This window comes from Kribbella sp. NPDC051137 (genome assembly GCF_040682535.1).
Classification (GTDB): Bacteria; Actinomycetota; Actinomycetes; order Propionibacteriales; family Kribbellaceae; genus Kribbella; species Kribbella karoonensis.
The window spans coordinates 1209384-1217823 of the sequence record NZ_JBFBBI010000003.1 but is presented as its reverse complement, the minus strand read 5'-3'; the positions used below and the strand labels follow the sequence as shown (position 1 = coordinate 1217823).

7 protein-coding genes and 1 rRNA gene are annotated in these 8440 nt (G+C 68.2%); all 8 read right to left on the bottom strand.

What is annotated here, in order from left to right; all coding sequences use genetic code 11:
• A 16S ribosomal RNA gene (locus AB0M51_RS21020) occupies positions 1–93 on the bottom strand; the annotation flags it as partial.
• A 784-nt stretch (positions 94–877) separates the two neighbouring features.
• Positions 878–2191 (bottom strand): serine hydrolase domain-containing protein, encoded by a 1314-nt coding sequence (locus AB0M51_RS21015; RefSeq protein ID WP_363749845.1) that lies wholly within the window; start codon positions 2189–2191, stop codon positions 878–880.
• A 75-nt stretch (positions 2192–2266) separates the two neighbouring features.
• On the bottom strand, positions 2267–2482 hold the full coding sequence (locus AB0M51_RS21010; RefSeq protein ID WP_344197909.1) for a hypothetical protein: 216 nt from the start codon (positions 2480–2482) through the stop codon (positions 2267–2269).
• A gap of 67 nt (positions 2483–2549) precedes the next feature.
• Positions 2550–2753, bottom strand: a complete 204-nt coding sequence (locus AB0M51_RS21005; protein WP_363749843.1) for a KTSC domain-containing protein — start codon at positions 2751–2753, stop codon at positions 2550–2552.
• Between the two features lie 50 nt (positions 2754–2803).
• A complete protein-coding gene (locus AB0M51_RS21000) occupies positions 2804–3319 on the bottom strand; it encodes a YciI family protein (protein ID WP_363749841.1) in 516 nt (171 codons plus the stop codon).
• On the bottom strand, positions 3316–4407 hold the full coding sequence (locus tag AB0M51_RS20995; protein WP_363749839.1) for a hypothetical protein: 1092 nt from the start codon (positions 4405–4407) through the stop codon (positions 3316–3318). The genes AB0M51_RS21000 and AB0M51_RS20995 overlap by 4 nt, the downstream gene beginning before the upstream one ends.
• Before the next feature lie 174 nt (positions 4408–4581).
• A complete protein-coding gene (locus tag AB0M51_RS20990; protein WP_363749837.1) occupies positions 4582–6771 on the bottom strand; it encodes a PQQ-binding-like beta-propeller repeat protein in 2190 nt (729 codons plus the stop codon).
• A gap of 199 nt (positions 6772–6970) precedes the next feature.
• Complete coding sequence (locus AB0M51_RS20985) at positions 6971–7924, bottom strand: cytochrome c oxidase assembly protein (protein WP_363749835.1); 954 nt, start codon at positions 7922–7924, stop codon at positions 6971–6973.
• Between the last annotated feature and the right edge of the window lie 516 nt (positions 7925–8440).

The window sequence follows — 8440 nt, the reverse complement described above, 5'->3', positions numbered from 1 at the left end:
TCGTGTACCCCCGAAGGGGCCTTACCGCTCGACTTGCATGTGTTAAGCACGCCGCCAGCGTTCGTCCTGAGCCAGGATCAAACTCTCCGTTGAAAAATATAGACAAACCGGACCAAAGCCCAGAGAGTCAACAACTTCAGTTGATCCTTTGAATCAGAAACAAAACCATTACTGGCTTGTCATCCGTTATATTTCAAAGGAATCCGCCACAGACATTGAATGCCTGTAGACGGGGTTAATGCATCTTTCGGCATTGACTTTCGGCACGCTGTTGAGTTCTCAAGAATCGGGCGCACACCGCGCTTCTCACTTTCGTTCGAAGCTCCGGGGCAACTCGACTTACTTTACTGTTTCGCTTCCGGCCGGTCAAATCGGCCTTTTTCGATCCAGTCTCTCTGCGTGACTCAGTGTCCGAAAACCGCCGAGGCGTGTTTCGGCTACCGAGACCTTCAGGGAGTTTGTTGGCGGGCCGGCCGCTTTCGCGTCCTGCGCTTCCGTCCAACAAGAAGAACATTACTGACCTTCATGGTGCGGATGCAAATCGGGGTCCTGGACCGCTGTCCGAGGCTCCCGGCACCCGTCCTCGCCGCCGGTGACCCGGCGTCGAGGGAAGCAGTGCTCGTCCCTCTGGTCACATCACTCACTCGGGCAACGCCAGGCGTCTCCGCGAGCGACACTTCCATGATGCCTCACCACACAAGTGGTTTTCGTGGCGGGTGAGACGACGAGGTGGGAACCAGCCTGGCCGGCTCCCACCTCGTCACGTACAGCACCGTCCAGCAGACGCCTCTCGGCGAGTGGCCGCTCGAAGCGGCTTAGGTTGAGGCCCGGGGTCATGAACCGGACGGCACCAGTTGTAACCGGCCTCCCCCGGGACCTATTCCCGGACGCACTCGAACTCAGCACCGCCCTGCAGGAAGACCAGGCGTCCGCCGCGTACCTCGACCTGCGCATCGACACCGGCCGCAGCGAACCGGTCCGCCGACAGGGCACCGAACTCCAGCGGCACTTGGCCCTCGAACTGGATCCCAAGCCCTCTGTCCCACGCTCTCACCACCAGACGCACCCCGTTGGTCAGCCGATAGGTGCCCACCAGTTCGTCCAGCGACTCGGCCGTCGGCAGATCAGGCTGCTCCACCGCCTGCGGGTACGCCGGCCACCCGTTGGAAGAGGCGATGGCGGCGAAGGCACGCAGTACGACCCACATGCCCGAGTCACCGTTGGTCATCACCGCCGCGCCCTGCCGGGTGTCGCGGTACGCCATCAGGTGGCAGCAGAAGCCCTTGTTGCCGCCGCTGTGGCCGTAGCGCGCCCCCGATTCGTCGAGGAAGACGCCGAGGCCGAGGTGGTTCAGCCCGCCGATCCGCTCGGTGGCGGCGATCTGTGGAGTCAGCATCTGCCTGGCGAGCTCGGGCGAGAGCAGTGCGCCTTCCGCACCGGCGTACGCGCGTTCTACCCCGATTGCGAACTTGGCGAGATCCGTTGGCGTTGTCCACAACCCTGCGGCTGCCAACTGTGGGTACACGTCCCAGTTGCCGTTCAGCGGTTGGCCTAGCTCGTTGTGTCCGCTGGCTGCGTTCCCCTGCAGGTTCGGTGGAAGCGGTTGTGCGTAGTCGCTCTCGGACATGCCGAGTGGCTGCAGCACCAGCTCCTGCATGAGGTCACGGAAGCGCATGCTCGTGACGTCTTCGAGTAGCTGCTGAATCACCGTCGTACCGCCACCGGAGTACCGGAACTGGGTGCCTGGGACGAGATCGACGCGTACGCCGATGTTTGTGGCCGGCCGAGTGCCGTCCAGTATCTGCACCGTTGTCGGCAAGGTCGCGTCACGCGGGTACCCGGGAAAGCCGGACACCGTCAGGCCGGCGCTATGGCTGGCGAGCTGGCGCAGGGTGACTGTGGGCTGCCATCTGCCGGTCGGGGGCACCTGCCAGGACTTCAGCTTGCGGTTCACGTCCTCGTCGAGCTCGAGCAGACCGCGGTCGACCAGCCTGAGCATCGCCAGCACGGTCAACGGCTTGCTGATCGACGCCGCCTGGAACAGCGTCGACGGCGTTACGGCGCGCGTGTCACCCGCCGTGACAACTCCTGCCGTGCCGGTCTCGGTGACGACGCCGTCCTCGAACACGGCCCAGCTGGCACCGGGTACGTCGAACTCGTCGAGATCGGCCTCGATACGGTCGCGCAGCATGTCCGGTCCTCCCCCGGCTCCTCGGGCAGGAGCCTCTACGGGGACAGTACGGCGAGACAGGTTCGACCGGTGCTCCTATCGCGACGGCTGTGGCGCCGCGCAGCCGATCTTCGGGTTCGCCCCGAGGTAGTTGAGCGGACCTGCGACGATCGTCACCAACGTCGTACCGACCTTGGCGCAGTTCTCACTGGAGCCGGAGAGGTAGTGCCGCTGTGCTGCGGCTGCCAGTCCGATCAACAGCCAGACGACGATGATGACCGCGACGGCGCGCGATCCGGTGTGAGTGCGCATGTAGACCTCCGAGTGCGACACCCCGTGTGAACTTCTCACCGGTGCCCGCCGCGCGATGCGCAGAAACTCAGAGCTCGCGAAACTCGTAGTACGGCTTGATGTGCTTGTTCACGTAGGAGCCGATACTCGGGGCGGCCAGGAGGCCGGCGTACGTCGGCTGCGGGACGCCGAAGTACTGGTAGACGTAGCCGTTCACGTACTCGATTTCCAGCGTGCCGTCGGACCAGCCGACCGACCGCACGCTCGACGAGTTCACCGGGCGTCGCCTCATCCGCCGGCTCCTTCCACGTTCGCGTCGGCCCAGTGTGCCAGGCCGGCTCGCTACCGTCTGCCGCCGAACTCCCAAGGATGTACCTCGGCATCCGCTGCCTGGACCAGCGCCCGCGCGGCGTCCGCGGACGGAGCCTCCAGCAGCGCGGCCCGCCCGACGTGCACGTCGCCGTCGAACAGGTCGCCATACACGATCAGGTGGTCGGACGTGACTGGCAGCGCGGCGTCCTTCGTGAGCACGAGGTAGCGGTTGTACCCCTCGACGGCGTTCGCGAACTCCCACATCGTGCGGGCAGTGCGGTTCTCGAAGCGGTACACCTCGACGGTCTCGAAAGCCCCGCCGAGGTAGTACGGCTCGTCGTACACGAAGGTGTGCAGCGCTTCGTCGGACGGGAGGTCGACGATGTGCAGGCTGCCCGTCGAGTGCTCCCGGTCCTCGGTGAGGGTGGGGCCACGGGCGATCAGCTCGGCGGCGTACCCGTCCATGAAGGTCCAGTGGTCCTCGGTCAGTGCGGCCTTGACGTCGGTGCCGGCCCGGTCGCGGCCGTAGACGAAGTACTGCGTCACGACAGGTGCAGCCGCAGGATCGTGTCGTAGTCGACGACCTCGACGCCGGAGGCCGGTGTGACGGTCTCGTGCGACGCGACGATCAGCAGCTGCCGCGGGTCGGTGACCTCGACGTCGTACTTCGACTTCACCTGGGCCCGGTTGTCCGCGGCCTTGAAGTACTCCGCGTACTTCGCCAGCTCGGCGGCGCTGTCCTGCACCGGCCTCCGGAACACCCGACGCCGCTTCTTACCGTTGGCAGTGTCAACGACCGGCAGCTCGAGCCGCCCGACGACGTGGCTGCCGTCCGCGCGCTCCAGGATGAAGTCTGGGTGCAGGTCGCCGAGCGCGGGCTCGCGGACCAGCTTCGTCGCCCCGAACACCGACAGCAGGATCTCCTCGTGCTTGTCGAGGAACTCGTCGACGGTGCTGTCCTGCAGACCGTGCGCGAGGTACGTGCTCTCGAACGCGTCGGCCTTCAGTACGGCGGGGTCGACCGGGAGGCTTAGGGTGCCGATCGGGTCGAGGTGCGGGCGGGCGTTCGAATACGTCTGCAGGAAGTCCAGGTACTTGCCGGCCGGCTCCGAACGGTGGATCGCGATCGCGAAGTTCACCCAGTGCACCCGCAGCGAGTCGCCCGCGGTGTGCACGAGCAGCGTCCGGTCGAACGTCGAGTAGTTGCCCGGCTCGAACCGCAGCAGCTCGTCCCCGGGGCCGGCGTACACCTCGCCGAGCACGTTCGCTGCCGTCGGAAACCGTTCCGAAATCGCTTGCCGTCCGGCCGTCGTCGCGATTGTCGCGTCCTTGAAGAGGTTCTCCCCCGGCAGCGACATGACCACGTCGGCGTCGCCCGGGCCGGGGCGCAGCCCGAAGTACTCCTCGACGCTCGCCAGCTTCTGCCGCCGGACCTCGAGCGTGCGGTACTCCCGGCTCAGCCCGACCAGCTCGAGGATGTTCCAGTCCGGCGTCTCGGTCAGCACCATCATCCGCGGGAACAGCATCGGCCCCGGCAGCTCCGTCCGGTGGCTGACCGGCAGATGCCCGGCGACCCCCTTCAGGTGCTCCCCCCAGAACTGGCCGTTCACCTTCACGAACTCGGTGGGTTTCATCCTCGCCCTTTCTCGACGCTCCGACACAGCACGCAACCCCCGCCGCTCCCGGCCTATTCCCCGCGAGCCCGGCGACGATCACACCGTACGATGTCCCGCCCCATGCCGCCCCATGCCGCCCCATGCCGCCGCTGCCGGCGGCCGCGCTCGACCCCGCGAGCGTGGACGTGAGGGCTATCGCAGGGCGACCAGGGAGTCCCGGGTGCTGACGAGGACCAGGTTGCCCGCGGCGGCGACGCCCCAGCCGCAGCCGACGCCGTCGAGCGGGACGTAAGTGGGGGCGGTGCCCTCGGTGAGTTTCATGATGCGGCACTTGGTCTCGCCCTCGGGGCTCATCATGAACACGCGACTGTCCGTCGTAACCGCGATCCGGCTGCCGACCGGCACCGCGACCAGCGCGGTCGACGTCGCCTGGCCGTTGCCCGGGTCAACGAATCGGACAACGGTTTCGGAATCGCGTTTCGCGAGGTTCGGGCACGAGGTGACGACGAGGCGTTTGCCGGACCACATGAGCTGCGGCGGGCAGGCCCATTCCTTCGGCAGGTCCACCGTCCATTTGCCGGCGCCGGTGTGCGCGTCGATCGCGACCAGCCGCCGGACTTTCCCCTCGGACTCGGTCCGGATACCGACGAGCAGGTCGCCGGCCGCGGTCAGGTCGCTCAGGTCCCCATCGGTGCGCCAGCGTTGCTTGCCGCTCTCGAGGTCGAGCCCGATCAGGTGCGCAGGCTCCTGCCGGCAGCTCGTACCGACGTCGAGGATCGCGATGTCCGCCACCGCGGTCGCGACCGTGCTCGTGCAGCGACCGGGCTCGTACGTCCATCGGTGCGAACCGTCCAGGTCGGTGCCGTACACCTTGTCCGAGCCGACGGTGTACTGCTTCGACGTGACCAGCGGATCGTTGTCCTCGATCTCGTCGTCGCGGGATCCGTCCGGCCAGGCCGCCGTACGTTTGCCCGTGTCCGTGTCGAGTACGGCGTACCCGACCTGGTCGAACATCGCGAGCAGCCGCTGACCGCCGTCGACCGGATACAGCTTGGCCTCGCGGTCGGTGTCGGCGCGGGTGTACCGCCACCGGGTCTTGCCGGTCTTGGGGTCGATCATCTCGACCGTGCCGCGGCCGTTCGCGACGGCGATCCCGTGCGCGGTGCCGACGAGGGACCGCACCGTGTACGCACCGCCCGGCGCCGACCAGAGCGTGCGGCCGTCCACGACGGAAGCGACGTCGACGTCGGCCGGCACGTGCCGGTTGTCGAGGTACTCGTCGGCGCTGTACAGGTACGCGCGCTGGATCGGGTCGAGTACGAAGAGGGTGACGAGCACCACGACGACCACCGCACCAAGTCCGGCCAGTAGTTGGCCGCGGTTGGTCGACGTACCGCGCGGGAATCGGCCGGCGACAAAGGCTGCAACGCCGGCCAGGACGAGCAGGAAACAGGTGATCATCAACAACGGAACACGTTGTCCGGCACCCGAACCGCCGTTGGAGGGCGGGATGTTGAGCAGGATCACCACCACGCCGATCACCCCGATGGCGACCGGCACCGCGGGGATCAGCCGGGCGACACGGTCGCTGCGACGTGCCGCCCACCACAACCCTGCGACCGACGCGGCGGCGAGTACGGTCACCAGGATCGGCTGCCAGTGCGGATCGTCGCGGAACGCCGGATATCTCCACGGCTGGCCGATCGACGCGAACGCCGCCACGAAACCGACGAAGGCCGTCAGTACCGCGAGTGCTGTCAGGCCCGCGTGTTGCCAGCCTCGCCAGGCGTGCGGGGTGAGGCCGTCGAGCAGGTCGAACTCGGCGGTGAGGTTGGCGCGGGCGGCCTGTTCGTAGCGGTCGTGGGCCAGGTCGGTGCGATAGAGCCGTTCCGACGCCAGCAGGGCCTGGATCTGCTCCCGGCGTACCCCGACGTCGAAGCGGCTGTCGCGGCGTACCTCGGATGTGTGTTTCGCGTACTGCGGGTCCGCGAGTACGGCGTCCACCGCGTCCAGCAGCACGTCCGCGTTCGCGCCGTCGCCGGCATCACCACCCGTCAGGCGGACCAGTCGCGCGACCTCCGAAGCCCGGACCTCGGTGACGCCGTACGTCGGCAGCAGCTCCTCCGCCAGCTGCGCCGACGCCTCGGCATCCTCCCGCGCGGTGTTCTCCTCGGAGTGCACCGCCCGGTGGAACCAGGCCGCCAGCCGGACCGCTACCGGGTCGGTGGCCAGCTGTTCCAACGAGTCCAGCGCGGCGAGGACGTGGCGCAGGTAGTCGTCGCGGTACGCGCGCCGCTTCCCGGCGTACCGGCGTACCAGCTTGTCGGCGAGCGGTCCCGCGTCGGGAATCACGTCGCCCCACAGCTCCCGTAGTCCAGGCATGCGCTGATGGTTGCAGACGCTCGCCCCGAGCCCGCGTTTCCGCAGGTCCCAGGGGCGAGGCGTGCTGCTAGCGGCCGACCGCGACGGTGGCCGACGCGGTCGGCTCGGGTCACGGCGCCGGATCGCGGTCAGCGTCCGCGTCAACGGGTAGACGTTTTACCGCGGCGGCGACGACGCGGCGTACTCGACCGATCGGCGCTCAATCGTCGTCGCGTTGCGGGCGGAAGCGGTCGGCGAGCCGACCCGGGTCGGTCTCCCACCAGGGGCGCATCAATTCGGGCTCGCGCTCCCCCGCCGCGGCCCGCTCGGCAACCACCCGATCGAGCCGACGGTCCACCGCCGCTGCCTCGGCCCGGTCCGCGCGGATCCACGCCACCAGCTGCCCCGCCAGGAACGGCAACCCCACCATCTCCGCCAGGGTGAGCATCAGCCCGCCCCCGAACCGCTGATCCTGATGCGGCGCCGGCCCCCACCCGTGCCGCACGGACAGGTAGTACGTCGCGGCCAACGTCCCGGGACTCGTCATGATCAGGATCCCCGGCAGCGCATCCAGCAGCCCGTCCAGGAACCCGATCGCCACCCGCACCGGCGGCGTACACCACGCGGGCAACGACTCCCCACCGAGCATCGGCCAGAAGAACAGGCACCCGGCGACCACGAGCTGCAGCCGCAGCAGCTGGTGGAGTACGCCGTTCTCCAGTACGGCCTCGTAGTACGGCGTGAAGTAGACCAACGGCAGCAGCGTCGCCCCGAGCAACGTGCTGACGGCGGGGAACGTCAACACCCGCACCATCCGCCCCGCACCCACCGAGGGAAAGTTCAACGCAATCAACTGCACGGGCCCGCCGAACGCGAGCAACACGGGCGTCAACGCCAGCAGGAGGACGTTCTGTACGGCGTACGGCCAGAACAGCACCCGGTCGTACGTCCCCAGGAAGGACATGGTCAGCACGACCACACTCCCCAGCCCCGCCCCGAAGAACACCAGCGTCCGCCACACCGGCCAACCCCCACCGGACCGCCGCACCCGCCGAACCCCCGCGAGGTACACGGCGCCGACTACCAGCACTCCGACCAGCACCGGCACATCCAACGTCCAAGCCCGCAGCGCATCCCCCACCGTCAGCGGAGCCACCAAGCCTTCACCACGCACCCCCTCAAGCTAGCCACCCCCACCTCCCCCCGAACTGCCACCCCACCAATCTCAGCCACCCCTCAGCCAACCCCCTCAAACCCACCCACTCGACACCCCACCAGGCACCCAACTCCAATACCCGAGCCACCCGAGCACCCCCACCCGACCCAGCCGAGCGAAGCGAAGGCGCACCACGAAGCACCTCCCGCGCCGACGGCGACCAAACCACCCAACCCAACCCAGGAGCCGAGCGAAGCGAAGCCGCCTCGCACCCCCGCGCCCGGCCGTGACCCCAGCCGAGCGAAGCGAAGGCGTTCCACGGAGCGCCTTCGCGCGGACGGCGACCAAACCGCGCAACCCAACCCAGGGCCCCGACCACAACCAGACCGCAAGCCGCCGGCACCCCCGACCACAGCAGGCGACCTACCCCCCCAACCCGACCCCGGCGCCGAGCGGAGCGGAGGCGCGGGGGGGTGCGGGTGGGGGGGCCCCCCCGCGCGGCGGGGCCCCGGAAACCGCCCGAAAAGACCAAGG

Coding starts and splice junctions, on each gene's coding strand:
- AB0M51_RS21010 (WP_344197909.1), bottom strand. CDS start 2,482: ATGCGCACTCACACCGGATCGCGCGCCGTCGCGGTCATCATCGTCGTC.
- AB0M51_RS20995 (WP_363749839.1), bottom strand. CDS start 4,407: ATGAAACCCACCGAGTTCGTGAAGGTGAACGGCCAGTTCTGGGGGGAG.
- AB0M51_RS21005 (WP_363749843.1), bottom strand. CDS start 2,753: ATGAGGCGACGCCCGGTGAACTCGTCGAGCGTGCGGTCGGTCGGCTGG.
- AB0M51_RS20990 (WP_363749837.1), bottom strand. CDS start 6,771: ATGCCTGGACTACGGGAGCTGTGGGGCGACGTGATTCCCGACGCGGGA.
- AB0M51_RS21015 (WP_363749845.1), bottom strand. CDS start 2,191: ATGCTGCGCGACCGTATCGAGGCCGATCTCGACGAGTTCGACGTACCC.